Here is a 22,344-nt window from a genome sequence, read left to right as displayed (position 1 = left end):
AAAATAATCCACCGCCTTGTTAATTTTCACTTATTAGGCGAACTGAAAGAAGGAGATTATGTCTTATAAAAATGAAATTGAAGAGTATCTTCAAAAAAACAATAACCGCAAGCCAGTCATCATGACTAGTATCGATGAAGCTACGTTTGTCATCAAACCGACAGAAGATACTGTAGGAGAATATCCAGATAATTGGCATCAAATTGCTTTATCTCTATCTGAAACAGTAGCAGAAAAGCTATCCCTCCCAGTTCTATTTGGAGATTATATTCCACTGAAAACCTCACCAGCAGGCTATACTGACGGCTTTACCTTTCAGAATCTCCCTTATTACTTTGCGATTGCTTGGCATCAAACTAATTTTACTATGGGAATTATCCTGAAATTTTCTGCATCGGCTTTGTCTCACTATAAAGCCTCCTATCAAGACTATTATAGTGAAGCAATTGACGTTCACAATATAGCACAACTGCTGTACGCTGACTATTATGACTTGCGCCTCTCTCGTATTGACCTTGCTGTTGATTACTTTAATTATCCAATGTCTGTCAGTGAGCTTTACCAAAGTATGAAAGGTAAGCGATATATCATTACCAATCACAAGGGACGTAAAAATGTTTCTAACATTAGCGCTCAAGAAGTAAATGGTCAGGCGCAAACGATATATATTGGTAGCAAGAAAAAGAATGTAAATGCTCTGTTGCGGATCTATAACAAGTATCAGGAACAATTAGACAATCAAGGTCGCTATATGCACTTAACTAAGTATTGCAATTCTTGGGTCCGTATGGAAGCTTCTTACAAAGGAACTTATAGCAATCAAATACTAGCCTTACTTCTTGATATTGATAGCCCTCAAGATTTGAGCAAGCTCATTGTTAATAAAATGATTGACAAGTATTGTTTTCATGACACCAAGACTGGTCAACTGTTGCCATTCACTAGTGATTTACTTAAAGGATTTGGTAGCTTCCCAGAGCTTGAATCCTTAAACTCTCGAAATAATGATTTATTAGCAACCATTTCTTATTTGTTAAAAGGTAGCGGATTTTATCCACTTCTAAAGAAAATTGAGGAAATTTGGGGTACGCAAGCCCGTAATCACTTTATCATTAGGCTAATTCAAGAGTATGAGTGGAACTACCTACCAAACCAAGATGTTGAGCTATGGATTAACAAATTTGGTTCAGAGCTCTCTCAATTAAATTATAAAGAGTATTTTGAAGATAGTTTTAATTTATTCTATCAAAAAAACAATATTACTCCGAAACGACCTAAAAATAAAGAGTAATATTGCGTGAAAAATAGTATAGGGATGATTTTCACCATCTCTATACTATTGTCTCATAAAAAAGGAGAATTTTCTATGACTGAGATAAATAAAATTACTGTTGATTTAATCAATATAGAGATACAATTGCCAGAAGATAAAATTATCGTTGATAGAAAAGAATATGATAATTTACAACATAACTCTTCTCAAGGTAGGTATATGACCTTATCTGATGTTCTACAACTTTTATCAGTTTCAAGACCGTGGTTACTTGATAATGTATTGTATAACCCAAAAATCCGTAGAGAAATTGATGTTGAATTAAATCCAAATGGGTTTGTTAAATATCCTGAGAACCAAGGTGGACGCTATTTCTTTTTGGCGAGTAAAACAAAACAATGGTTTGAAGAAAACTTTAGAGAAATTATGATATAATAGCCTTGGCAAAAACCTTGGTTATCTAATGAAAGAGGTAACTATTGGCAACTTTTAGACAACGTACAAAAGGTGGTACATGGGATTATAGAATTGTAGATAGTGACAAAAAACTTGTTGCATCAAAAGGTGGTTTCCGAACGAAGAAGGAAGCAGAAAAAGAAGCTTTAGCTATCGAATTGAAGTTGATGTCAGGTGCAAAAATTAATTCGCAAGCTAGTTTATATGAGTTATGGGAAGAGTGGTTTGATGTTGTTGTAAGACCACTTGGAAAAAGTGAATCAACGCTTTTTAAGCATATGAAGAGAGGGGACTTGATAAAGGAACTTTTTCAAGATAGATCGGCAACTTCTATTCGTTTTAGTCAATATCAACGAGCTTTAAATTCGTATGCTGAGAGGGTTACAAAAGATACTGTAGCACGACTAAACTCAGAAATCCGAAAAGTCATTCAGTTTGCTCAACGTGACCAATTAGATATAGTTGATTTTACTGATGGTGCGATTATTTCAGGGATGAAGAAAAGCAAGACAACAGACGAAAAATATATTGATAATATTGAAGACTATTATAAGATTTTAGTTCATTTAAAAAGTCATCTTAATTACAGTAAATCTGTGATTCCTTATCTTTTGTTTGTTTCCTTTAAAACAGGGATGCGTTTCGGAGAGATTTTAGGTTTAACTTGGGATTGCGTTGATTTTGAAAATCAAGTAATTCACACTTATAGGCGCTACTATAATTATAAATGGAGACCACCCAAAACGGATACATCTGTTCGAGATGTACCTATAGATGAAGAAACATCTGAGGTTTTGAAATTATTAAAGAAAGAACAAAAGATTGTCTATAAAAATCAAGGGATTAAGGAAAAAGAAAATTTCCTCTTCTATGATACTGTGTATGGAGTTCCTAGTAACAATGCTGTAAATCAAAGTTTACAAACGATACTAAAAAAACTAGAAATTTTTCCATATAATTTAACTGCTACGGGTATAAGGCATACTTATGCTAGCATGTTGCTTGCAAAGGGAATTGATATCTGGGTGGTTGCTCATGTAATGGGTCATAAAAATATAAAACAGGTAACAGAAACATATGGTCATCTTTTAAAAGAGAAGAAAGAAAAAGAACATCAGATTATTCGAAACCTTTTAAGTGAGTATCCGTTGGTAGAACAAAAGTAGAACAGATACGAAAAAAAGCCTTTAGAATAAGGCTTTTAGGCACTAAATTATGCCCCCTACAGGGATCGAACCTGTGACCCACGGATTAAGAGTCCGCTGCTCTGCCAGCTGAGCTAAGGAGGCAAAGAAAAAAGCTGTATTGGTGCCGAAACTTCACGGTTTGTATTGAACCCGCGCAATTAAGCAGGTGGGCAACTCGCTCTAACTGAAGCTGTTTCCGTGTGAGACGGCCTACATGCTGTTAGAAGACTTTTGTTTCCCTAATAATACAAAAAATAGTCGGTCAACACTTAAGTGTGAAGTCGTACACCACAGCGTTTCTATGTTTATATAATACCACTTTTTCAAAAAAAATCAAGAGGAAAGTGCAATTTTTTGAAAAGGATTTCAGATTTTTCGCAAACGGTCGATAGCTTCCTTTCTTTGAGCCAAAGCCCGTTCATATTTACCAGTATCTTCTGCTTGGAAATAGTGATGATTACGAATTTTTTCTGGTAGATAGTCTTGCTTGACCCAATTTCCAGGATAGTTGTGTGGATAGAGATAGTCTTGGGCATTCCCTAGTTCCTTGCTTCCGCTGTAGTGTCCATCACGCAGGTGTCGCGGAATAGGCAAGTGCCCTGATGTTTTGAGGTCAGCAAGTGCCTTATCCATAGCTACATAGGCTGAGTTGGATTTTGGAGAAAGGGCCAAATCAATCACGACATTGGCAATGAGAATGCGGGCTTCTGGGAACCCAATCTTCTGGGCAGCATCCAGAGCAGTCACGGTATGAATCTGGGCTTCAGGGTTGGCCAAACCGATATCTTCATAGGCGATAACGGTCAAGCGACGAGCGAGACTTGGCAGATCCCCAGCCTCAATCAAGCGGGCAGCATAGTGAAGACTGGCATCAACATCTGAGCCACGGATAGACTTTTGCAGGGCAGATAGAACATCATAGTGACCGTCTCCATCCTTGTCCATAGTGATGTAGCTTCTCTGAAGACTATTTTCCATGATGTCTAGAGTGATATGGCGAATGCCCTTATCATTCTCAGGGGTAGAAAGAACAGCCAAATCCAGTGAGTTAAAGGCAGAGCGCAGGTCTCCGTTTGTAGAGGTTGCGATGAAGTCCAGCGCATCCTCATCTAGTTCTACTGGAAAATCAAAACCACGCTCAGGGTTACTTAGAGCTATCTGTAGAGCCTCTTTGACTTCTTGGTTAGACAGAGGTTCCAACTCAAAAATTTGAACGCGACTGCGAATGGCAGGAGTGACAGAGAAGAAAGGATTTTCAGTCGTAGCGCCAATCATGATGACCAGACCACTTTCCAAGAGAGGCAAGAGGAAGTCTTGCTTGGTTTTATCTAGTCTATGAATCTCGTCAAGGAGTAGTACAAGTCCACCTGAAAATTTAGCCTCTTCCGCAATTTCTTGCAGTCGCTTTTTACTATCAACTGTCGCATTGAAAGTTCGAAAGGCATACTTAGTAGTCCCAGCGATGGCTGAAGCAATACTGGTCTTGCCGATTCCAGGAGGTCCATATAGAATCATGGAGGACAGGCGGTTGGCTTCCACCATGCGACGGATGATTTTTCCTTGTCCGACCAGATGTTCCTGACCGATGACCTGATCGATGGTTTTAGGGCGCATGCGAAGTGCGAGATTGTCTGGCATAGCAGTCCTTTCTAACGTGGATTTTCTGATGTATATGTGGTAAGATGGTAGTATCTATTTTAGCATATTTCCGAGCAATCGGGGCGATTAAAGAGTCGCATAGAAAGAGGACAAAATGGCAACATACGGATTTTTAGATGTTTTAGAGGAAGAGTTGGAGAAGAATTTTCCCTTTGACTTTGAGATTAGTTGGGACAAGCGTAACCACGCGGTTGAAGTGAGTTTTCTATTGGAAGCGCAAAACGCTGCAGGTGTGGAGATGGTAGATGAAGACGGAGAGGTTTCGTCAGATGACATTCTCTTTGAGGAAGCAGTGCTTTTTTACAATCCTGCCAAATCAACAGTCAATGAGGAAGACTATTTGACGGTTATTCCTTACCTACCTAAAAAAGGTTTTTCTCGTGAATTTTTAGCTTATTTTGCTCTATTCCTTAAAGACACTGCCGAGGTTGGACTAGATGCCCTCATGGACTTTTTGGAAGACCCAGAAGCAGAAGAATTCGTCATGGAATGGAACCAAGAAGTCTTTGAAGAAGGAAAAGTTGGCTTGGAAGAGGGAGAATTTTATCCTTATCCGAGATATTAGGAGTTGGTTGGAGATTTTATGAAGAAAATTGGGATTTATTTGGTTTATGTGCTAGCTGTTGTCTTTATTATGCTAGCTTTTGCTTGTGGAACCATCGCATTTGCAGAGTTGGGCTATTCTGCATTATTAGTTTTTAGTTTTGGTTATGCTTTTGCTTTTCTAAGCATGTATGTAATCTTGATTCTTCATGAGCTTGGTCATGCATTTTGTGGTTATCTGACAGGCTATCGTCTGGTGGCTTTTGGGTTAGGACATTTTATTTTGACCAAAAAGTTAGGCAGGTTTCATCTTAGTAGAACAGCCATTCTGAAAAATGTTGGTGCTCAATACATTGGTTTAAAAGAGGATGAAAGTGATCAAAGAATCATCCTGATGCTTTCAGGAGGCTTGATGGTTCATCTCAGCTTGATATTATTGGCGATAGTGTTTGGATTTTTGACAAGAAGCTGGTATTTTGCAGGGACTTGGATTTTTCTTAATTTGTCTTTCTTCCTAAATAACATTTTGCCAGTCGGCATCACCGATGGAGCAAAAATTTGGGAATTGCTACAACACCCTGAAAATACGAAATACGCCTACCTGATGTTGAGGCATTCTGCCCAGACCTTGCTAGCTCCTCAAGAATATGATTTAAAAGACTTTATCATGCCTGTTGATGAGGAGGTGAGAGGGAGTTTTGCAGAAAGTGTTCAGACTCTTCAGGGGTTGGTATTCATATTGGATGATAATATAGAACTTGCAAAGCAACAGTTTCAGTCTGTGTTAGATAAAACAGACAATCCAATGTCTAAAACTAGTTCTCAATTATACCTTCTTCAAGTTGCTCTGATGGAAGGAGATAATAAGAAGGCGGAAGAATATGCAAGTATTCGAGGAGTCAAATCCTTTTTATCTCTAAAAACAGCAGATATGCAGGTCATTCAAGCTTGGTATCAATTTAAGGTAAAGAAAGATGTAGTTCAAACTCACAAGGCTATGAAGATTGCTAGACAGAAAATGAATAGCAGTCGGATGTTACGGGATGAGAAAAGCTATTATCAAAACTGGTTAGAGGAGCTGGAGAAGGAAATCCATGAAGAAAACTCTGTTGTAAGCTGACAAGCTAGGTTTGTTTCAATCGGCTTGATTGCTTGATATAAATGAGAAGGGGATCTAACTGGTGTTTCTGAAGAGGGTTTGAAGTCTAGAAAAGAGGTAAAAATGTTTCATATTTTCAAGCAGCTATTTAGGAAAATAAGCCCAAACTCGCAAGAGTATGGGATTTCTCTACCACGCAATCGATTTGAAAATTTAGATTTTGAGAGAGTGTTGAAGTGTGAAAGCCGCCGATTTTTTAATGAAGGGGGACTTTATGACGAGAGCGCAAAAATCATGGAACTTGAGTTTTCTGAAGGCTTTGGAGAATTTGAGTTTTTGATTTACTTTAAGACTGGTGAAGAGAAACAGTTTGAGCAGTTGATAGCTTCTTTAAACGACTTTGATAATGCCATCCAGTCCAGTTTGGAAAGGGAGTTTCAAAACTCCATTCCTCAGAACAAGAAAAAGTTGAACAATAGTCGAGAGAGGCGAGAGAAATATTTTTATTTTCATCCATGGATACTGAGTTGCGAGGAGGCTCCACCTAGTCTTCGCTATGTTGCAGATAATGTAAACGATGAGTTTACGGTTTATTTTAGTAAGAATCAGGGGAGATGGCAGGCATATTGGGATCTAGATTGTCAAAAATTGATTCAAGAATAGCTAAGTAGAATGCTAGCATAGAGCAGTTTGTTATCATAGGAAGAGACTTAATCATGGAATTATTGAATAAAAGAATTAATTTCACAGGCTGTAAAATTGCCCTCTTTTGTGAGGATAGGATTTTAACTATCTTACGCGATGACAAGCCCAGCATTCCTTGGCCCAATATGTGGGAGTTACCAGGTGGTGGCCGTGAGGGGAATGAAAGTCCTTTTGAGTGCGCGGCGCGTGAAGTTTATGAAGAGCTGGGCATTCATTTGACTGAGGATTGCCTGCTTTGGAGTAAGGTTTATCCAAGTATGCTTTTTGAGGGGAAGGATTCCGTCTTTCTAGTTGGCAAGTTAAGGCAGGAACAGTTTGATAGTATCGTCTTTGGCGATGAAGGGCAGGGCTATAAACTGATGAGCATTAATGAGTTTCTTGGATCAGATAGGGTTGTACCCCAGTTGCAGGACAGGGTGAAGGATTATATGGAGAGTAACTATGATTAGACTAGAACGAGCAGGAGCAGAGGATTTAGAAACGATTATTGCGATTCAAAGAGCCAGTTTTAAGGCGGTCTATGAGAAATATCAAGATGAGTATGATCCCTACCTAGAGGACCGTGAACGAATCAAGTGGAAATTGGTTGAGCGTGCCAATAGTTATTACTACTTTTTGAAAGAAAAGGACGAAAATATAGGATTTTTACGAGTTCAGACCAATGAAGAGTTGACGGAGGCTTGGTTGGGAACGGCAGCGATTTTACCCCAATATCAAGGAAAAGGTTATGGTTCTGAGGGATTGAGATTACTGGAAAAGGAATTTTCGACTATTAAACAGTGGGATTTGTGTACGGTATTACAGGATGAAGGTATGGTTGCTTTCTATGAGAAGAACGGCTACCATCAAACCCATATTGAACCTGAAAAAGAAGGCATGGATATGGTATACATGAAAAAATGCATAGAGAAATAGAAAGGATAGTTCAGTTACATTTCTAAACTGAACTTGCCCTAAACACTGTGCCAAAAAGATAAACTTCTTTTAGACTCAAGCGTCTTCAGAGAATTTCCTATTTTGGCTTTGTGTTTTATGGGCTTGGTATCTTAATTATGGAAACATGGCAAGAGTTAAAAGTAACGGTTAAGCGTGAGGGAGAGGAATTGGTTTCCAACCTCCTGATTGAGCTGGGGGCGCAAGGTGTTGCGATCGAAGACAGCATGGATTATGTGGGAAATGTGGATCGCTTCGGTGAGATTTTCCCAGAGGTCGAGCAGCAAGAAGAAATCGTGGTGACAGCCTATTATCCCGAAACGGTTGATGTAGCGGCAGTTGAGGCAGACTTGCAGGCACGTCTGGCAGAATTGGCAGATTTTATGGACTTAGGAGAAGTCAAGATGGGGACGACTGCCTTGGCTGAGGAAGACTGGGCGGACAACTGGAAGAAATACTATGAGCCAGCCCGCATCACTCATGATTTGACCATTGTGCCGTCTTGGACGGACTATGAGGCGACTACGGGAGAAAAGATTATCAAGCTGGATCCTGGTATGGCCTTTGGTACGGGTACTCATCCAACGACCAAGATGAGCCTTTTTGCCTTGGAGCAGGTTCTTCGTGGTGGCGAAACGGTGCTAGATGTGGGGACTGGTTCAGGTGTTCTCTCCATTGCCAGCTCACTTCTTGGCGCTAAGGAAATTTTCGCCTATGACCTGGATGATGTAGCGGTTCGTGTTGCTCAGGAAAATATTGAGCTCAACCCTGGTATGGAAAATATTCATGTAGCGGCAGGAGATTTGCTTAAGGGTGTGGAGATTGAGGCAGATGTGATTGTAGCTAATATCCTGGCGGATATTCTCATTCATCTGACAGAGGATGCTTATCGCTTGGTCAAGGATGAAGGCTACCTCATCATGAGTGGCATTATCAAGGACAAGTGGGACATGGTGCGCGAGTCGGCTGAGTCAGCTGGATTTTTCCTTGAAACCCATATGATTCAAGGGGAATGGAATGCCTGTGTCTTTAAGAAGACTAAGGATATTTCAGGTGTGATTGGAGGCTAGCATGCAGCAGTATTTTGTCAAGGGCTGTGCAGTCTCTCCTGTCACTATTGAGGACAAGGAAACCAGCAAGCATATGTTTCAGGTCATGCGCTTGAAAGAAGATGATGAGGTGAGCTTGGTCTTTGATGATGGTATCAAGCGCTTGGCGCGCGTCTTGGATGTGGAAAATCGTCAGTTTAAATTGGTTGAAGAATTAGTTGACAATGTGGAACTGCCCGTTCAAGTAACCATCGCATCCGGCTTTCCCAAGGGAGACAAGCTGGAGTTTATTACTCAGAAAGTAACAGAACTAGGAGCTAGTCAAATCTGGGCCTTCCCTGCCGATTGGTCAGTTGCCAAATGGGACGGCAAGAAACTAGGCAAAAAGGTTGAAAAACTTGAAAAAATTGCCCTTGGAGCAGCCGAGCAAAGCAAGCGTAATCTGGTGCCGAGTGTAAAACTTTTTGAGAAAAAAGCAGATTTTCTAGCGCAGCTGGACCAGTTTGACTCTATCATCGTGGCCTACGAAGAGTCGGCTAAAGAAGGAGAAACCGCTGCGTTTATCCAAGCAGTCGCTGGTCTTGAAAAAGGAGCCAAACTGCTCTTTATCTTTGGTCCAGAAGGCGGTCTCTCACCAGCAGAAATTGAAAGTTTTGAAGCTAAAGGAGCAGTCTTGGCAGGCCTAGGACCTCGCATCTTGAGAGCAGAGACAGCACCACTTTACGCCTTATCAGCCCTTAGTGTTTTAGTAGAATTAGAGAAATAAGAGGAAGAAAATGGAACAAAAACACCGTTCAGAATTTCCAGAGAAGGAACTTTGGGACTTAACAGCCCTATACCAAGACCGTGAGGATTTCTTGCGTGCAATTGAGAAAACGCGCGAAGACATCAATCAATTTAGCCGTGACTACAAGGGCAAGCTTCACACTTTTGAGGATTTTGAGAAGGCCTTTGCGGAATTGGAGCAAATCTATATCCAGATGAGTCATATTGGCAATTATGCCTTTATGCCTCAGACGACAGACTATAGCAATGAAGATTTTGCTAATATCGCCCAAGCTGGGATGGAATTTGAAACAGACGCCAGCGTAGCCTTGACCTTCTTTGACGACGCCTTGGTGGCTGCAGATGAGGAGGTCTTGGACCGTTTGGGTGAGCTGCCACACTTGACGGCAGCCATTCGTCAGGCCAAAATCAAAAAAGCGCACTACCTAGGTGCGGATGTGGAGAAGGCTTTGACTAATCTTGGCGAAGTTTTCTACAGTCCACAGGATATCTACACCAAGATGCGAGCTGGGGACTTTGAGATGGCTGACTTTGAAGCCCATGGCAAGACCTACAAAAACAGCTTTGTTACTTATGAGAATTTCTACCAAAACCACGAGGACGCTGAGGTTCGTGAGAAATCTTTCCGCTCCTTCTCAGAGGGACTTCGTAAGCACCAAAATACAGCTGCAGCAGCCTATCTAGCTCAGGTAAAGTCTGAAAAACTCTTGGCAGATATGAAGGGCTACGACTCAGTCTTTGATTATCTCCTAGCTGAGCAAGAAGTGGACCGTGCCATGTTTGACCGTCAGATTGACCTCATCATGAAGGACTTTGCGCCAGTTGCTCAGAGATACCTCAAGCATGTTGCCAAGGTGAATGGTCTTGAAAAGATGACCTTTGCAGACTGGAAATTGGACTTGGACAGTGCCCTCAATCCTGAAGTGACTATTGATGACGCCTATGATTTGGTCATGAAGTCAGTAGAACCTTTGGGGCAAGAATATTGTCAGGAAGTTGCGCGCTATCAAGAAGAGCGCTGGGTGGACTTTGCAGCTAATAGTGGCAAGGATTCTGGCGGTTATGCGGCGGATCCATATCGTGTGCACCCTTATGTCCTCATGAGCTGGACAGGCCGTTTGAGCGATGTCTATACCTTGATTCATGAAATTGGGCATTCTGGTCAATTCATCTTTTCAGATAATCACCAAAGTTACTTCAACGCCCACATGTCAACCTACTATGTTGAGGCCCCATCAACCTTCAATGAATTGCTTCTCAGTGATTACTTGGAACACCAGTCTGATGACCCACGTCAAAAACGCTTCGCTCTTGCCCATCGCTTGACAGACACCTACTTCCATAATTTCATCACCCACCTCTTGGAAGCAGCCTTCCAGCGTAAGGTATATACATTGATTGAAGAAGGGGAAACCTTTGGAGCAAGCAAACTCAACAGCATTATGAAGGAAGTTTTGACAGATTTCTGGGGAGATGCTATTGAAATTGATGACGATGCGGCACTGACTTGGATGCGCCAAGCTCACTACTATATGGGCTTGTATAGTTACACTTACTCAGCAGGACTAGTTATCTCGACTGCTGGTTACCTTCATCTAAAAAATTCAGAAACTGGAGCTGAAGACTGGCTCAAACTTCTCAAATCAGGTGGTAGCAAGACACCGCTTGAGTCAGCTATGATTATCGGAGCAGATATTTCAACAGACAAACCACTCCGTGATACCATCCAATTCTTGTCTGATACGGTTAATCAGATTATCGCTTACAGTGCCCAGTTGGGAGAGTAAATTAAAAGAGTCTGGGATAAAAGTCTAACCTTAAATATAAAAAACGAACAAAACGAGTTATCTGACACTCAGAATTCTGTCTTGTTCGCTTTTTTTCTAATCTATCGATTTTAAAAATTTATAATAAAGAATTCTAAAATCAAAATTTTTTGTTCTGGCCTCTTAAATTATCCCCAAAAGCTATCTTCTTCAGCTTGATCTGAAGAGAAGAGCCAAACTTCTTTGATTTTTCCGTCTTCAATACGGAAGAGGTCAATCCCGTTCATATTGAGTTCAGTACCATCAGCCCGTGTTCCAAGAAAAGTAACATTGGCTGCGATTAAATCCTTATTGTCAGAAACCCAATTTGTTATCACCTTAAAGGTTCCATTAGTTTTCTCAGCAAATGTAGCCAGGTGAGGCCCTAGCTTGTCCTTACCAACAACTGTACCAGATATACTATGAGTACCAGGTTGATGCCAGATAATATCGTCTGCCATCGTTTTAAAGACACCAGGAAAGTCACCAGCAATTAAAGCTTGGTTATAAGCGTTGAAAATTTCTAAGTTTGTTGACATATCTATTCTCCATTTCTTTTTTATGATATAATTGTAACAGTTACAAACAAAAAAACAAGTAGACACTTTTTCGATAGCTAGTATCAAAAGTAGTACTATTATTGATACTAAAAGATAAATTTTTTTAAAAAATAGAAAGAGGATATTTTATGACAAATAAAGTGAGTGAGTATGGTATTTGTCCATTTGCGACAACGCAGAGGGTTTTAACGGGGAAATGGGCACTGGTAATCATTTATCAGTTGAGTACGGGTACCAAACGATTTAAAGAATTGCAAAGATTATTGCCTGGGATTACTCAAACTATTTTGACCCGTCATCTCCGTCAATTAGAAAAGGATAAGATTGTTCAACGAAAGGTCTATGCCGAAGTTCCACCACGAGTTGAGTACAGCTTAACTGAAATGGGGCAGGAATTTAGAGTTGTTTTAGATGCTGTCGAGAAATGGGGTCTAGATTATATCAAGTTGCTAGAAATGTAGAGGTATTGCCCATGTATCAAGAGTTACTAAGAAAAATAGCAGTTGAAAAACCAAGTTATCATCAGGAGGAAATCCAGTGGTTGCTTGACCATTTGGGAGATCCTTCTCCAGAAATTCGCGATGACCTTGTTTTTACAAGCTTTGCTAGAGGGATTCAGGAAGAGCTATTTACACAGGAACAATTTTATTTCATTGCTGAGGTGGTCTCAGCTGATGGAGGACTAGATAAAGAGATTGATAAGGTAGGTCTGCCAACACTTGAACGTTCTTTTAGGGCACTTGTTTATGCAAACCTCTTGTTTGCGGATGCCAACCAGCAATCGGTTTTTTATCAGGGATTAAAAGCAGAAATTCGCAATGTCCTTTTAAATCATGGTTTGTATTATCTTTCAAAAGAAAAGGATACGACTGGTTTTTCAAGTCAGTATGGTTGGGTTCATGCTTTTGCACATGGAGCCGATTTACTGACAGAGGTGGTTTGTCATCCAGACTTTCCTAAAAACAGAGTTCATGAAGTATTTGATATACTTGGCCAACTATTTAAAAGAGTTTCGATTCGCTTTACAGATGATGAGGATTGGCGTTTAGCAAGAGTGATCTATGAACCTATTTTACAAGGGAAGTTGGAGCAAGAGCAAGTAGCTTCTTGGATAAAAGCTGTTGACTTTCCGATAGAAGAAAGGGAAGATTTTTATAAATTTTCCAACTTCAGATCCTGTCTGTTGGAAGTCTATGTCCAACTTGACCAGAGAAATAGTTTACAAGATGACTTGAAAGAAGCTATCCAGTCTTTTCAATACTAGGGATAAGCTAATATTACTTATTGAAAGAGTTTCTATTGTGTCCTCCTAACTAATAATGAAAACTAATAAAAGAGGTTGAATCATTTTCCAACCTCTTTTTGTGTATCTTAATGGAATTGCATACCACCATCAACGATAATGGTTTGTCCTGTAATGTAGTTTGAATCTGGTCCTGCAAGGAAGCTGACAGCAGCAGCCACATCTTCTGGTTCAGATAGACGTTTTAGGGTAATATCTTTTGCAAATGTCTGCATACCCCACTCGTCATCTTTTCCTGCATTTTTACCAACTTCATGAGCGATGTCGTACATCATTGGTGTTTTCACGATACCTGGTGCGTAGGCGTTAACAGTGATGCCTGAGTCTGCTAAATCACGCGCCAATGTTTGAGTAATACCACGAACAGCGAATTTTGTACCACCATAAACAGTCAAGTTTGGATTGCCCACTACACCGGCTTGAGAGGTTGCGTTGATAATTTTACCTCCGTGGCCAAGTGCTTTAAATTGCGCTTGTGCAGCTTGTGAACCCCAAATGACACCACCAACGTTGATACCGAAAGTGCGTGTAAATTGTTCCTCAGTAATTGTATCAAGAGGAGTAGTGGGAGCAACACCAGCGTTATTTACGACAACATTCAAATCACCAAAATGGTCAACAACTTTTTGAAATGCTTGTGCAACTTCGGCCTGTTTCGAAACATCGGCCACGACAGCAAAGGCATTTTCAGCTGATAATTCAGCAACAGCTTTTTCAGCTGTTTCGGGATTGTAGTCTAAGACACCTACCTTAAAGCCATCTTGAACCAATCGTTTTGCGATTGCAAAACCGATTCCTTGACCTGCACCTGTGACAATAGCAACTTTAGACATATGATTCCTCCTTGGTATCCACGATACCATTCAAACGTTCATAAAAGAACAGCAAAGTTGTAAAAATTAGTTCAAATTAGGGAATAAATAACTTATTAGAACTATATTGACATTATATACCTTTAGAAAAAATGTTTCAAATAAACACTACCGTTTTTACAGGATTCTAGCCTGAAAATTTCCAATCAATTTTCTTGAAACCCTTTCCTACTTTTGATAGACTAGTATCTAGTTTTTAAAAAAAGGAGAAAGAAAATGAAAAAATTTGTCGCTGAGTTAATCGGTACGTTCATGCTTGTGTTCATCGGAACAGGAGCTGTTGTTTTTGGGAATGGTGTTGAGGGACTTGGACACCTTGGAATTGCTTTTGCCTTTGGTTTGGCAATCGTAGTCGCAGCTTTCTCAATCGGAACTGTTTCAGGTGCTCACTTGAACCCAGCTGTTTCTATCGCTATGTTTGTTAACAAACGTTTGTCATCTTCAGAGCTTGTAAACTACATCCTTGGACAAGTGGTTGGAGCCTTCATCGCTTCTGGCGCTGTCTTCTTCCTCTTGGCGAATTCAGGTATGTCAACTGCTAGTCTTGGTGAAAATGCCTTGGCAAATGGTGTCACTGTCTTTGGTGGTTTCTTGTTTGAAGTCATCGCAACCTTCTTGTTTGTTGTGGTTATCATGACAGTGACTTCAGAAAGCAAGGGCAATGGTGCGATTGCTGGTTTGGTGATTGGTTTGTCCTTGATGGCGATGATTCTTGTGGGATTGAACATTACTGGACTTTCAGTAAATCCAGCCCGTAGCTTGGCACCAGCTGTTTTGGTAGGTGGCGCAGCCCTTCAACAAGTATGGATTTTCATCCTTGCGCCAATCGTTGGTGGGGTTCTTGCAGCCCTCGTTGCTAAAAACTTCCTTGGAACAGAAGAATAATTGAAACTCAAAAAGCCTTGCTCCTCATCTCGAGGAACAGGGCTTTTTCGTATTATACTCTTCGAAAATCTCTTCAAACCACGTCAGCTTCACCTTGCCGTAGGTATATGTTACTGACTTCGTCAGTTCTATCTGCAACCTCAAAACAGTGTTTTGAGCTGACTTCGTCAATCTTATCTACAACCTCAAAGCAGTGCTTTGAGCAGCCTGTGGCTAGTTTCCTAGTTTGCTTTTTGATTTTCATTGAGTATGAGTTTAACGGTTGTCAATTTTTTCTGGATAGAGATCGTGTTGGAAGAGGCGTTGTTCTGCCAAGCCTTCATACTTAGTTCCTGGCTTACCGTAGTTGTAGTAGGGATCAATTGAGATGCCACCGCGCGGAGTGAATTTTCCCCAGACTTCTAAATAGCGAGGATCTAGCAAGTTGACCAAGTCTTTCCCAATGGTGTTGATACAGTTTTCGTGGAAATCTCCGTGATTTCGGTAGCTAAAAAGGTAGAGTTTGAGGGATTTTGATTCGACACAGAGCTTGTCAGGGATGTAGGAAATATAGATAGTTGCAAAGTCTGGCTGAGCAGTGATTGGGCAAAGTGAGGTAAATTCAGGACAGTTAAATTTGATAAAATAGTCATTTTCCACATGACGATTGTCAAAGGATTCGAGGACTTCTGGTTGATACTCGAAAATGTAGTTAGTTTCTTTGTTGCCGAGGAGGCTGAGGTTTTTCATTTCTTCTTGTTGTGACATGATTTTTTCTTTCTAATCTTAAACTCCACGTTGGTTATCGTAGAGGAGGGTATGGAGTTGAGGAAGGACTCGGACATTGCCCCAGCTATCGTCGGCAGCGATGCGTTCCCAGAGTTCTTTGAGACGGTCCAGTTGATCTTGGATAATATTTCCTGTAGCCTTGGGTTCAGGATTTCCAGCAGATAAGAAAAGGACATCTGGTTGGTAGCGTTCTTGTATTCCTTTAGCAAAGGCTAAATCTGCATCATCAAAGACAGGTATTTTAAAGGTGACCTTGTCTGGATCCAGTTGGGAAACGATAAAGTCCAAGGTCTCAAAGTTGACTTCCATCTTGGATGAAGGAGGTTTTGGGCTCAGAGTGACCTGGTCGATGTCTTTCAACCAATTTTGCCAGCGGGAGCCTTGGGTCTCAACAGCTAGAGTGACACCACGTTCCTTGAGCTTGGTGACCAATTCAGCCATGTTGGCTGCTAGGATAGCAGGATTTCCTCCAGATAGGGTTACATAGTCGTAGTTCCCTAATTTATCCAACTCAGCAATGACTTCGTCAGCAGTCATACGAGTTGGCTTTTCAGAGCCATCCCAAGTAAAGGCAGAATCGCACCAGTCGCAGTGGTAGTCGCAACCTGCAGTGCGGACAAACATGGTTTTCTGCCCGATTGCACGGCCTTCGCCTTGAAAGGTTGGGCCAAAAATTTCCAGAACTGGTAGTTTGAGGATTCGTTCCCTAGTCATCTAACCACTCCCGTCTAAACTCCGCAAAGGCAGTCGGAGTCTCATAGAGGCGAACGTATTCCAAACGGAGACCACGTTCGTCTGGCAACTCTTGGTTCATGGTTTGGAAAATCCAGTAAACCATATTTTCAGCAGTCGTGTTCATATAAGGCAAAGTTTCATTGAGATAGCGATGATCCAAGTGGGGTTCTAAGTAGTTCTTGTAGATCGCTTTGATGTCTCCGAAATCGTAGGTCATTCCACGTTCATCTAAAAATCCACTGACAGCAATCTGCAGATGATAGGTGTGACCATGAAGGGATTTGCATTTTCCCTCATAGTGAAAGAGGTGGTGGGCAGCATCAAAGGTAAATTCTTTTGATACCAAGGTTCTGTGAGGATTGTAGACCAGAGACTCTCCAGTTTCCTGTTTGATTTCTTTGGGTGCAAAAAACATTAGGCCTCTCCTTTCTGTGAGAGATAAACATCTAAACCATGTTGACGTAGGTGGCAGGCTGGGCAATCTCCACAGCCACTTCCGATAATCCCGTTGTAGCAGGTTAAGGTCTTTTCACGAACATAGTCAAAGGCACCGAGTTGGTCGGCTAATTCCCAAGTTTCAGCCTTGTCTAGCCACATGAGAGGTGTTTGGATAACAAAGTCGTAATCCATAGCAAGGTTGAGGGTAACATTAAGAGATTTGACAAAGACATCTCGACAATCGGGGTAGCCTGAGAAGTCTGTCTCGCAGACACCTGTCACGATATCTTTAATACCTCGTTGCTTGGCAAGAACTGCCGCAAAGGACAGAAAGAGGTGGTTGCGACCGTCAACGAAGGTATTGGGAATCTCCCCCTCTTTTTGCTCAATCTCTAGATCAGAAGTCAAGGCATTTTCAGTGATTTGCCCCAGCAGAGACATATCTAGGATGTGATGACGAATCCCCTGTTCCTTAGCGATTTCTCTAGCAACTTGAATTTCGAGATAATGGCGTTGACCGTAGGCAAAGGTAACGGCTTCGACCGTTTCATAGTGTTCTTTAGCCCAAAAGAGGCAGGTTGTAGAATCTTGACCGCCGCTAAAGACGACCAAGGCTGATTGACGTTTCATAGTACTCCTTCCAAAATGGGAAATGTTCAGAACACGCAAAAAGCTCCCTTGAGGGAGCTAAAAAATACCAAGTAGAGGTTTTTTTTAGCGATGGCATGTCCCAAACATCGTAATATTCTACTTATAGTCTAGCATATTTTTTGAAAAATGGCAAAGGGCAAGAAAAAAGAGACCAAAGAAAGTACTTGGTCTCTAATGTGATTAGCTCAATTCAGCAACGATGGCCTTGATTTGTTCTGCTGTGTGAACACCAGCAACTTGTTTCACCACTTGGCCGTCTTTTTTGAAGAGAAGAGTTGGGATAGACATGATTCCAAAAGCACGAGCTGTGTTTGGATTTTCATCAACGTCCATTTTAACGATTTTCAAAACATCTTCTGAAAGTTCTTCAGACAATTTATCCAAGATTGGACCTTGCATACGACATGGACCACACCAAGTCGCCCAGAAGTCTACCAAGACCAAACCGTCTTTTGTTTCTTGTTCGAATGTTGCATCTGTAATTGCTTTTGCCATTGTATTTCTCCTTTTTTAGTTATATTGGCTTAAATCTTGTTTCATGAGATAGAAGAAGACATCTCCATAAGTCCCATGGTAGTCCAAATCATGACCGTTGTAAGTTAATTTTTGGACAGGGTAGTAGTCTGCGACGCCGATAAGGCAAGCTTGTTGTGAACGATCAAAGTCTTCATAAGAATCGAAGGTTACAGTTCTTTCGTTCTTGCTGGCATCTAGATAGGTAATTTCAATCATGTTTAAAACTCCTTTGTTTAATGATGACTTTATTTTACTCCTTGTAAAAGAGAATGTCAAGAAAAATGATTGCGCACGCAACTTTTTTCTAAAATCATCTTAAATCAAGAAATCCAAACTAGTTTCCAAGCTTGATTCGACAGCCTTTTGTAGAGAGGCCAGTGTCTTTTGCCCATCACTTGTCAGGCAGATAAAGCTAGAACGCCTATCTTGATCACAACACCTGCGACTAAGTAGACCGCAATTTTTGGCTTCCAAGCGAGCCACCATCCGAGAAACAGCGCTCGGGCTCAGATGAAGCTTATCTGGCAGGTCAATCTGGCGTAGAGATTTTTCTTGAGCCAAGTTCAGATAGTAGAGCAGGTAGAACTCTTTCAAGGTCAGACTTTGCTCGCTCTGCTGGGCAATAGTCTCTTCCAAGAGACTTTCAATTTCTTTCTGACGACGATTGAAGTCAAACCATTTTTCCAAATAGGTCATAGTATCTCCTTTCTTTTTAGAGTTATAGATAGAAGAAGGTCCATTCACGGACAGTCTCTGCATCACAAGATGATTGCGCATGCAATAATTATACTACTTTTCAAGAATACTGACAAGAAGGACGCTGGAATATTTTATCCTAAATCATGCCTGTTTTCACAAGTCAAGAATTGTTTGTATCCCCTTTCCTTTCTAATTTTCATTATCCCTTGTGTATTTCCTTGAAATTTTCTGAAAAAAGAGTAAACTGGTATGCAAGAAGTCTATTTCGTGGAGTATAGGATGAAATTATATGTTCAATTAATGATTCTCTTTGTGATTTCTCTAATCGGAGAGGGGATTTCTAGTTTCTTTCATTTGCCCATCCCAGGCAGTATTATCGGCTTGATCATTCTCTTTCTAGCCCTACAATTCAAGTGGCTGAGAACTAGGCATGTCAACATGGTGGGGAATTTCTTGCTGGCCAATATGACCATTCTCTTTTTGCCGCCAGCAGTGGGAATAATGGAGAAGTTTGATGTGATTGCTCCCTATCTTTTGCCAATTGTTTTGATTGTCTTTTTTGCAGCAGTCATCAATATTATCCTCATAGCATTGGTGGTTCAGTTTATCAAACGACGGTTTGAGGGAGATTATGAGAAAGGAGATGCCAAATGAGTGAATTTGTTTCCAATCCCCTGTTTGGGCTTGCCCTGTCTATCCTAGCTTATCTAGTGGGAATGCTGATTTACAGACGTTTTCCCCATCCTTTGACAACGCCCTTGCTTTTGTCAGCTGTTTTTATTATTATCATTCTAAAAGTAACGGGTATTTCTTACCAAGATTACTACCAGGGTGGGGTTTATCTAAACAACTTGATTGTCCCATCGACCGTGGCTCTAGGGATTCCGCTTTATAAGAGTTTTCACTTGATGAAGCACCATGCACGGAGTATTCTCTTTGGTAGTCTGTTAGCAGTAGTTGTCAATACTTCTTTCACAGCCCTTGTAGCTAAGATTTTTGGAATGGACTTTTTCCTAGCCATTTCTCTCTTTCCGAAGTCAGTGACAACCGCCATGGCAGTGGGAATTACAGAAAAATTGCAAGGTCTGACGACCGTGACCTTGGTGGTTGTAGTGGCGACTGGGATTTTAACCAGTGTCATCGGCCCAACCCTCTTGAAGTGGTTGAAAATTGATGACCCAGTAGCTGTTGGTCTTTCCCTTGGAGGAACAGGCCATGCAGTCGGAACAGGGACAGCCTTTCGATATGGCTCTGTAGCAGGAGCCATGGGTGGCTTGGCTATCGGTGTCACCGGTATTCTCTATGTCTTTGTTAGCCCTATCGTAGCCAGTTTGATATTGAGTTAAAAAGAGGCTGGGACAAAAAGATTTTGATTTTAGGAATTCTTTATTATAAAATTTTAAAATCGATAGATTAGATAAAAAAGCGAACAAAACAGAATTCTAAGTTTCAGATAACTCGTTTTGTTCGCTTTTTATATTTAAGGTTAGACTTTTGTCCCAGCCTCTTTTGATACCGAAAGTTCTATAATGAAGTTAGAAGATTAGAGAAATTTGCCAACATACTTGATAAAATAAAACCTCAAAATACCACTAATTTATGAAGTGAATTTGAATCAAGCTGGTTATTAGCTTTAGGGGTTATTCAAAGTTTAAGAAGAATTCTAATGATAGGATAAATTAAACAGTATCTAATTCCTTCAAATAATTTTCTATCTTCATCAACATTAAAGGATTGTTATAAATCTTACATAACTCTCTTGCTTCTATATAATAATTTTTGACTTGTTCTTTGTCTAGAAATTTGGCTCCAGCATTTCCTACAAGAATAAGTAGAGGAGCCAGTTGGTAGCTTGTCTGTCTTTGTTTACAGAGTTCAATCGTCTCAAGAGCTTCTTGGATGGCTTCATTATATTTTTCCTTTGATACTAGGTAGTGAGCGTAGTTGTAACGAACTCTGATGTAGCCAAATAAAAACTCTTGATGCTCAAAATTTTTTGTCTGATATAACTCCATCAAATGAGAGTAGTTTGCCTCATATTCTTGTTCACGACCCACTAAGGAATAGAAATTAGCTAGAGTATTCAACGCCTTTAAATAAATCAGAGTATTTGAGGAGACTTTTAATAATATATTTTCCAATGAAGAAATTGCCTCACACTTACTGTCATATTGATAGAAATCAATAATAGCTTTAATCCATTCAAGGTAAGTTCGGTCTTCTAGTGTTAGAAAAGTACTTCGTTCAATCTCTATTCTATAAATATATTCCAAATCGTCATAATTTCTATCATCTAATAGTCGAGCAGATAATTGCTTGAAATTAGAGAGGTTAGATTTAATTTCAATTTGTTCATTAAAAAAATAATCTAATGGCACTTCAAGTCGTTGAGAGAGTTTGAATAACAAGTCTGCGGAGGGAATAAAATGACCTCTTTCAATTTTACTAATCTGACTTTGTTCACAAATTCCTTCTGCAAGAGTTTGTTGGGAGAGACCAAGTTCCTTTCGCTTTAACCTAAGTTTTTCGGCGAGTGTATTCATAAAAAATATGTCCTTTCAGTAATTGTACTACTTAATAGTATACGACTTTTAGACTTTATTAGCAAATTTTAAAAGCAAGATATGCTATATAAGAATAAAAAAAAAAAAAAAGTACAAAATGTTATAAAATCATTGACAAATCATATATAATTTGATAGAATTAGATTATAAAAAGGAAAGGGGATTCAAAATGATGAAGAAAGTTTATGGAATTAAAAGATTGTTATCATTTTTATTATTAGGCATAATTTCAGTTAGTGCTATTTTCCCATATCGACAAGTTATACAAGATGGTAAATTCCACGAAGTGAGGATTCAAGTACAAAATAAATCTACAGGTCTTGATGTTGGCAAAGCAGATTAGTAAGTTTATGCTAATAATTAAGATTTTCATGTTTTTTGCAGATAGAAAATTCGCGTAATGACAGATGTGTCTTATATCTAGAAAGAGAGATAAAGTACATCTTGAAAATATCTTGTTTAATATAATTTTAAGAGAAGGAGTGATTCCAATGTGCTAGTAATTTTATTATTTTGATAATATGATCATTTATTGTAACGGAGTTTATTAACAAGGAGGTAAATAAAATGAACAATAGTATCATGGCATCAGAATTCGGTCTTAATAAAATTGAGAAAGCATTTCTATTTAGTTTGTTAGTATCTGTAGTAACTATTGTCGCTGTAGGTAATATCTACTGGGTTTGCGGAAAATTCGGAATCGAATTAGCACCAGGATGGTATCAAGATATTGTGGACTTTGTTTCCTCGGGAGGGACAATTGTAGAGGCGTTTGCAGCTGTTGCTGGTGTTACACTTCCTGCTTGGGTAGGTCCTATTTTGGCTGCTTTTGGTCTTGCAAGTGCATAATAATATTTT

29 protein-coding genes and 1 tRNA gene are annotated in these 22,344 nt (G+C 40.1%); 18 read left to right on the top strand and 12 right to left on the bottom strand.

Going from position 1 to position 22,344, the window contains the following annotated elements; genetic code table 11:
* Positions 1-58: 58 nt before the first annotated feature.
* The 3 genes from RN80_RS09035 to RN80_RS09025 all read left to right on the top strand — a co-directional run bounded on the left by RN80_RS09035 (position 59) and on the right by RN80_RS09025 (position 2,895).
* The gene (locus RN80_RS09035; RefSeq protein ID WP_060628691.1) at positions 59-1,291 is read left to right on the top strand and encodes a replication initiation factor domain-containing protein; all 1,233 of its coding nucleotides are present in this window, start codon (positions 59-61) and stop codon (positions 1,289-1,291) included.
* Positions 1,292-1,366: 75 nt separating this feature from the next.
* On the top strand, positions 1,367-1,708 hold the full coding sequence (locus tag RN80_RS09030; protein ID WP_060628690.1) for a DUF771 domain-containing protein: 342 nt from the start codon (positions 1,367-1,369) through the stop codon (positions 1,706-1,708).
* 44 nt (positions 1,709-1,752) lie between these two features.
* Complete coding sequence (locus tag RN80_RS09025; RefSeq protein ID WP_060628689.1) at positions 1,753-2,895, top strand: tyrosine-type recombinase/integrase; 1,143 nt, start codon at positions 1,753-1,755, stop codon at positions 2,893-2,895.
* A gap of 50 nt (positions 2,896-2,945) precedes the next feature.
* On the opposite strand, the gene RN80_RS09020 is transcribed toward RN80_RS09025, so the two are convergent.
* Together RN80_RS09020 and RN80_RS09015 are read right to left on the bottom strand one after the other, a co-directional pair.
* Positions 2,946-3,018 (bottom strand) — tRNA-Lys (locus tag RN80_RS09020).
* Positions 3,019-3,282: 264 nt separating this feature from the next.
* A complete protein-coding gene (locus RN80_RS09015; protein WP_001113233.1) occupies positions 3,283-4,554 on the bottom strand; it encodes a replication-associated recombination protein A in 1,272 nt (423 codons plus the stop codon).
* Positions 4,555-4,669: 115 nt separating this feature from the next.
* On the opposite strand from RN80_RS09015, the gene RN80_RS09010 reads away from it, so the two are divergent.
* The 8 genes from RN80_RS09010 (at position 4,670) to pepF (ending at position 11,477) form a co-directional block, all read left to right on the top strand.
* Positions 4,670-5,140: a DUF3013 family protein gene (locus RN80_RS09010; protein ID WP_000257122.1), complete on the top strand. Its 471-nt coding sequence runs from the start codon at positions 4,670-4,672 to the stop codon at positions 5,138-5,140.
* 18 nt (positions 5,141-5,158) lie between these two features.
* Positions 5,159-6,238, top strand: a complete 1,080-nt coding sequence (locus RN80_RS09005) for a M50 family metallopeptidase (protein ID WP_060628688.1) — start codon at positions 5,159-5,161, stop codon at positions 6,236-6,238.
* A gap of 102 nt (positions 6,239-6,340) precedes the next feature.
* On the top strand, positions 6,341-6,880 hold the full coding sequence (locus RN80_RS09000) for a hypothetical protein (protein ID WP_049537159.1): 540 nt from the start codon (positions 6,341-6,343) through the stop codon (positions 6,878-6,880).
* A gap of 53 nt (positions 6,881-6,933) precedes the next feature.
* Positions 6,934-7,371 (top strand): NUDIX hydrolase, encoded by a 438-nt coding sequence (locus RN80_RS08995; RefSeq protein WP_060628687.1) that lies wholly within the window; start codon positions 6,934-6,936, stop codon positions 7,369-7,371.
* Positions 7,364-7,837 (top strand): GNAT family N-acetyltransferase, encoded by a 474-nt coding sequence (locus RN80_RS08990; RefSeq protein ID WP_060628686.1) that lies wholly within the window; start codon positions 7,364-7,366, stop codon positions 7,835-7,837. The genes RN80_RS08995 and RN80_RS08990 overlap by 8 nt, the downstream gene beginning before the upstream one ends.
* Before the next feature lie 137 nt (positions 7,838-7,974).
* On the top strand, positions 7,975-8,925 hold the full coding sequence (prmA, locus tag RN80_RS08985; protein WP_080998539.1) for a 50S ribosomal protein L11 methyltransferase: 951 nt from the start codon (positions 7,975-7,977) through the stop codon (positions 8,923-8,925).
* Position 8,926: 1 nt separating this feature from the next.
* Positions 8,927-9,670, top strand: coding sequence for a 16S rRNA (uracil(1498)-N(3))-methyltransferase (locus RN80_RS08980; protein WP_060628685.1), 744 nt, complete (start codon positions 8,927-8,929; stop codon positions 9,668-9,670).
* 10 nt (positions 9,671-9,680) lie between these two features.
* Positions 9,681-11,477, top strand: a complete 1,797-nt coding sequence (gene pepF / locus RN80_RS08975) for an oligoendopeptidase F (protein WP_060628684.1) — start codon at positions 9,681-9,683, stop codon at positions 11,475-11,477.
* A gap of 167 nt (positions 11,478-11,644) precedes the next feature.
* Here the strand turns inward: pepF and RN80_RS08970 are convergent, their stop codons facing one another.
* Positions 11,645-12,034: a nuclear transport factor 2 family protein gene (locus RN80_RS08970; protein WP_060628683.1), complete on the bottom strand. Its 390-nt coding sequence runs from the start codon at positions 12,032-12,034 to the stop codon at positions 11,645-11,647.
* A 149-nt stretch (positions 12,035-12,183) separates the two neighbouring features.
* Between RN80_RS08970 and RN80_RS08965 the strand changes: the two genes are divergently transcribed.
* Positions 12,184-12,516, top strand: coding sequence for a winged helix-turn-helix transcriptional regulator (locus tag RN80_RS08965; RefSeq protein ID WP_000182730.1), 333 nt, complete (start codon positions 12,184-12,186; stop codon positions 12,514-12,516).
* An 11-nt stretch (positions 12,517-12,527) separates the two neighbouring features.
* Positions 12,528-13,319: a DUF2785 domain-containing protein gene (locus RN80_RS08960; RefSeq protein ID WP_060628682.1), complete on the top strand. Its 792-nt coding sequence runs from the start codon at positions 12,528-12,530 to the stop codon at positions 13,317-13,319.
* Positions 13,320-13,426: 107 nt separating this feature from the next.
* On the opposite strand, the gene RN80_RS08955 is transcribed toward RN80_RS08960, so the two are convergent.
* Complete coding sequence (locus RN80_RS08955; RefSeq protein WP_000048147.1) at positions 13,427-14,191, bottom strand: (S)-acetoin forming diacetyl reductase; 765 nt, start codon at positions 14,189-14,191, stop codon at positions 13,427-13,429.
* A 255-nt stretch (positions 14,192-14,446) separates the two neighbouring features.
* Here RN80_RS08955 and RN80_RS08950 point away from each other — a divergent pair, with 255 nt between their 5' ends.
* The gene (locus RN80_RS08950; RefSeq protein ID WP_060628681.1) at positions 14,447-15,115 is read left to right on the top strand and encodes an MIP/aquaporin family protein; all 669 of its coding nucleotides are present in this window, start codon (positions 14,447-14,449) and stop codon (positions 15,113-15,115) included.
* Between the two features lie 255 nt (positions 15,116-15,370).
* On the opposite strand, the gene queF is transcribed toward RN80_RS08950, so the two are convergent.
* The 7 genes from queF to RN80_RS08915 all read right to left on the bottom strand — a co-directional run bounded on the left by queF (position 15,371) and on the right by RN80_RS08915 (position 18,919).
* Complete coding sequence (gene queF, locus RN80_RS08945) at positions 15,371-15,862, bottom strand: preQ(1) synthase (RefSeq protein ID WP_000082587.1); 492 nt, start codon at positions 15,860-15,862, stop codon at positions 15,371-15,373.
* 18 nt (positions 15,863-15,880) lie between these two features.
* Positions 15,881-16,597, bottom strand: a complete 717-nt coding sequence (queE, locus tag RN80_RS08940; RefSeq protein WP_060628680.1) for a 7-carboxy-7-deazaguanine synthase QueE — start codon at positions 16,595-16,597, stop codon at positions 15,881-15,883.
* The gene (gene queD / locus RN80_RS08935; RefSeq protein ID WP_000464573.1) at positions 16,590-17,033 is read right to left on the bottom strand and encodes a 6-carboxytetrahydropterin synthase QueD; all 444 of its coding nucleotides are present in this window, start codon (positions 17,031-17,033) and stop codon (positions 16,590-16,592) included. Before queD ends, queE begins: the two co-directional genes overlap by 8 nt.
* Positions 17,033-17,686: a 7-cyano-7-deazaguanine synthase QueC gene (gene queC / locus RN80_RS08930; protein WP_060628679.1), complete on the bottom strand. Its 654-nt coding sequence runs from the start codon at positions 17,684-17,686 to the stop codon at positions 17,033-17,035. Before queC ends, queD begins: the two co-directional genes overlap by 1 nt.
* A 201-nt stretch (positions 17,687-17,887) precedes the next feature.
* Positions 17,888-18,202: a thioredoxin gene (trxA, locus tag RN80_RS08925; protein ID WP_001029581.1), complete on the bottom strand. Its 315-nt coding sequence runs from the start codon at positions 18,200-18,202 to the stop codon at positions 17,888-17,890.
* Positions 18,203-18,217: 15 nt separating this feature from the next.
* On the bottom strand, positions 18,218-18,439 hold the full coding sequence (locus RN80_RS08920) for a DUF4649 family protein (protein WP_033687231.1): 222 nt from the start codon (positions 18,437-18,439) through the stop codon (positions 18,218-18,220).
* 99 nt (positions 18,440-18,538) lie between these two features.
* Positions 18,539-18,919: a MarR family winged helix-turn-helix transcriptional regulator gene (locus RN80_RS08915; RefSeq protein WP_060628678.1), complete on the bottom strand. Its 381-nt coding sequence runs from the start codon at positions 18,917-18,919 to the stop codon at positions 18,539-18,541.
* A 282-nt stretch (positions 18,920-19,201) separates the two neighbouring features.
* Here RN80_RS08915 and RN80_RS08910 point away from each other — a divergent pair, with 282 nt between their 5' ends.
* Positions 19,202-19,576 (top strand): CidA/LrgA family protein, encoded by a 375-nt coding sequence (locus tag RN80_RS08910; RefSeq protein ID WP_000781325.1) that lies wholly within the window; start codon positions 19,202-19,204, stop codon positions 19,574-19,576.
* Complete coding sequence (locus tag RN80_RS08905) at positions 19,573-20,268, top strand: LrgB family protein (RefSeq protein ID WP_001288954.1); 696 nt, start codon at positions 19,573-19,575, stop codon at positions 20,266-20,268. Before RN80_RS08910 ends, RN80_RS08905 begins: the two co-directional genes overlap by 4 nt.
* Positions 20,269-20,601: 333 nt before the next feature.
* Here the strand turns inward: RN80_RS08905 and RN80_RS08900 are convergent, their stop codons facing one another.
* Positions 20,602-21,465: a helix-turn-helix domain-containing protein gene (locus RN80_RS08900; protein ID WP_060628677.1), complete on the bottom strand. Its 864-nt coding sequence runs from the start codon at positions 21,463-21,465 to the stop codon at positions 20,602-20,604.
* Between the two features lie 190 nt (positions 21,466-21,655).
* Between RN80_RS08900 and RN80_RS09995 the strand changes: the two genes are divergently transcribed.
* Together RN80_RS09995 and RN80_RS08890 are read left to right on the top strand one after the other, a co-directional pair.
* Positions 21,656-21,829, top strand: coding sequence for a PhrA family quorum-sensing system peptide (locus tag RN80_RS09995; RefSeq protein WP_080998538.1), 174 nt, complete (start codon positions 21,656-21,658; stop codon positions 21,827-21,829).
* Between the two features lie 224 nt (positions 21,830-22,053).
* Positions 22,054-22,335 carry a class IIc cyclic bacteriocin gene (locus RN80_RS08890; RefSeq protein WP_060628676.1) on the top strand — a complete coding sequence of 94 codons (282 nt, stop codon included), beginning with the start codon at positions 22,054-22,056 and terminating at the stop codon, positions 22,333-22,335.
* The last annotated feature ends 9 nt before the right edge of the window (positions 22,336-22,344 follow it).

The organism is Streptococcus mitis (assembly GCF_001281025.1).
GTDB lineage: Bacteria > Bacillota > Bacilli > Lactobacillales > Streptococcaceae > Streptococcus > Streptococcus mitis_AK.
This window is presented reverse-complemented; position numbering and strand designations above follow the sequence as displayed.

Excerpts from the sequence above, each read along its gene's own strand:
- RN80_RS09035 (WP_060628691.1), top strand. The coding sequence starts at position 59 with ATGTCTTATAAAAATGAAATTGAAGAGTATCTTCAAAAAAACAATAAC.
- RN80_RS09030 (WP_060628690.1), top strand. The coding sequence starts at position 1,367 with ATGACTGAGATAAATAAAATTACTGTTGATTTAATCAATATAGAGATA.
- RN80_RS09015 (WP_001113233.1), bottom strand. The coding sequence starts at position 4,554 with ATGCCAGACAATCTCGCACTTCGCATGCGCCCTAAAACCATCGATCAG.
- RN80_RS09010 (WP_000257122.1), top strand. The coding sequence starts at position 4,670 with ATGGCAACATACGGATTTTTAGATGTTTTAGAGGAAGAGTTGGAGAAG.
- RN80_RS09005 (WP_060628688.1), top strand. The coding sequence starts at position 5,159 with ATGAAGAAAATTGGGATTTATTTGGTTTATGTGCTAGCTGTTGTCTTT.
- RN80_RS09000 (WP_049537159.1), top strand. The coding sequence starts at position 6,341 with ATGTTTCATATTTTCAAGCAGCTATTTAGGAAAATAAGCCCAAACTCG.
- RN80_RS08995 (WP_060628687.1), top strand. The coding sequence starts at position 6,934 with ATGGAATTATTGAATAAAAGAATTAATTTCACAGGCTGTAAAATTGCC.
- RN80_RS08990 (WP_060628686.1), top strand. The coding sequence starts at position 7,364 with ATGATTAGACTAGAACGAGCAGGAGCAGAGGATTTAGAAACGATTATT.
- prmA (WP_080998539.1), top strand. The coding sequence starts at position 7,975 with ATGGAAACATGGCAAGAGTTAAAAGTAACGGTTAAGCGTGAGGGAGAG.
- RN80_RS08980 (WP_060628685.1), top strand. The coding sequence starts at position 8,927 with ATGCAGCAGTATTTTGTCAAGGGCTGTGCAGTCTCTCCTGTCACTATT.
- pepF (WP_060628684.1), top strand. The coding sequence starts at position 9,681 with ATGGAACAAAAACACCGTTCAGAATTTCCAGAGAAGGAACTTTGGGAC.
- RN80_RS08970 (WP_060628683.1), bottom strand. The coding sequence starts at position 12,034 with ATGTCAACAAACTTAGAAATTTTCAACGCTTATAACCAAGCTTTAATT.
- RN80_RS08965 (WP_000182730.1), top strand. The coding sequence starts at position 12,184 with ATGACAAATAAAGTGAGTGAGTATGGTATTTGTCCATTTGCGACAACG.
- RN80_RS08960 (WP_060628682.1), top strand. The coding sequence starts at position 12,528 with ATGTATCAAGAGTTACTAAGAAAAATAGCAGTTGAAAAACCAAGTTAT.
- RN80_RS08955 (WP_000048147.1), bottom strand. The coding sequence starts at position 14,191 with ATGTCTAAAGTTGCTATTGTCACAGGTGCAGGTCAAGGAATCGGTTTT.
- RN80_RS08950 (WP_060628681.1), top strand. The coding sequence starts at position 14,447 with ATGAAAAAATTTGTCGCTGAGTTAATCGGTACGTTCATGCTTGTGTTC.
- queF (WP_000082587.1), bottom strand. The coding sequence starts at position 15,862 with ATGTCACAACAAGAAGAAATGAAAAACCTCAGCCTCCTCGGCAACAAA.
- queE (WP_060628680.1), bottom strand. The coding sequence starts at position 16,597 with ATGACTAGGGAACGAATCCTCAAACTACCAGTTCTGGAAATTTTTGGC.
- queD (WP_000464573.1), bottom strand. The coding sequence starts at position 17,033 with ATGTTTTTTGCACCCAAAGAAATCAAACAGGAAACTGGAGAGTCTCTG.
- queC (WP_060628679.1), bottom strand. The coding sequence starts at position 17,686 with ATGAAACGTCAATCAGCCTTGGTCGTCTTTAGCGGCGGTCAAGATTCT.
- trxA (WP_001029581.1), bottom strand. The coding sequence starts at position 18,202 with ATGGCAAAAGCAATTACAGATGCAACATTCGAACAAGAAACAAAAGAC.
- RN80_RS08920 (WP_033687231.1), bottom strand. The coding sequence starts at position 18,439 with ATGATTGAAATTACCTATCTAGATGCCAGCAAGAACGAAAGAACTGTA.
- RN80_RS08915 (WP_060628678.1), bottom strand. The coding sequence starts at position 18,919 with ATGACCTATTTGGAAAAATGGTTTGACTTCAATCGTCGTCAGAAAGAA.
- RN80_RS08910 (WP_000781325.1), top strand. The coding sequence starts at position 19,202 with ATGAAATTATATGTTCAATTAATGATTCTCTTTGTGATTTCTCTAATC.
- RN80_RS08905 (WP_001288954.1), top strand. The coding sequence starts at position 19,573 with ATGAGTGAATTTGTTTCCAATCCCCTGTTTGGGCTTGCCCTGTCTATC.
- RN80_RS08900 (WP_060628677.1), bottom strand. The coding sequence starts at position 21,465 with ATGAATACACTCGCCGAAAAACTTAGGTTAAAGCGAAAGGAACTTGGT.
- RN80_RS09995 (WP_080998538.1), top strand. The coding sequence starts at position 21,656 with ATGATGAAGAAAGTTTATGGAATTAAAAGATTGTTATCATTTTTATTA.
- RN80_RS08890 (WP_060628676.1), top strand. The coding sequence starts at position 22,054 with ATGAACAATAGTATCATGGCATCAGAATTCGGTCTTAATAAAATTGAG.